The 275-nt window shown below is 48.4% G+C and carries 1 protein-coding gene; it reads right to left on the minus strand.

Going from position 1 to position 275, the window contains the following annotated elements; genetic code table 11:
- Nucleotides 1–275 (minus strand): thiolase family protein (locus AAEY78_RS13005; protein ID WP_502943770.1); only part of this gene is annotated, 275 nt, incomplete at both ends.

Here is a 275-nt window from a genome sequence, read left to right on the forward strand (position 1 = left end):
AGCATACACAGGGCCAATACCCATTTCATCGGGCTCGCAACCTGCAACCGCCATACCACGAAACACACCCATTGGCGCTAAGCCTTTTTGCGCCGCTAATTGTGAGTCCATTACCACGCAGGCTGATGCGCCATCAGATAACTGACTTGCATTACCTGCTGTAATAAATTCACCTTGTGAAATAACGCGACCATCTTTCCACACCGGTTCTAAGCTTTGTAGGCTCTCAAGAGTTGTAGAAGGGCGGTTGCCTTCATCTTTAGCTAGTAATACGT

Source organism: Psychrobacter sp. 16-MNA-CIBAN-0192, from assembly GCF_040309565.1.
Lineage (GTDB): Bacteria > Pseudomonadota > Gammaproteobacteria > Pseudomonadales > Moraxellaceae > Psychrobacter.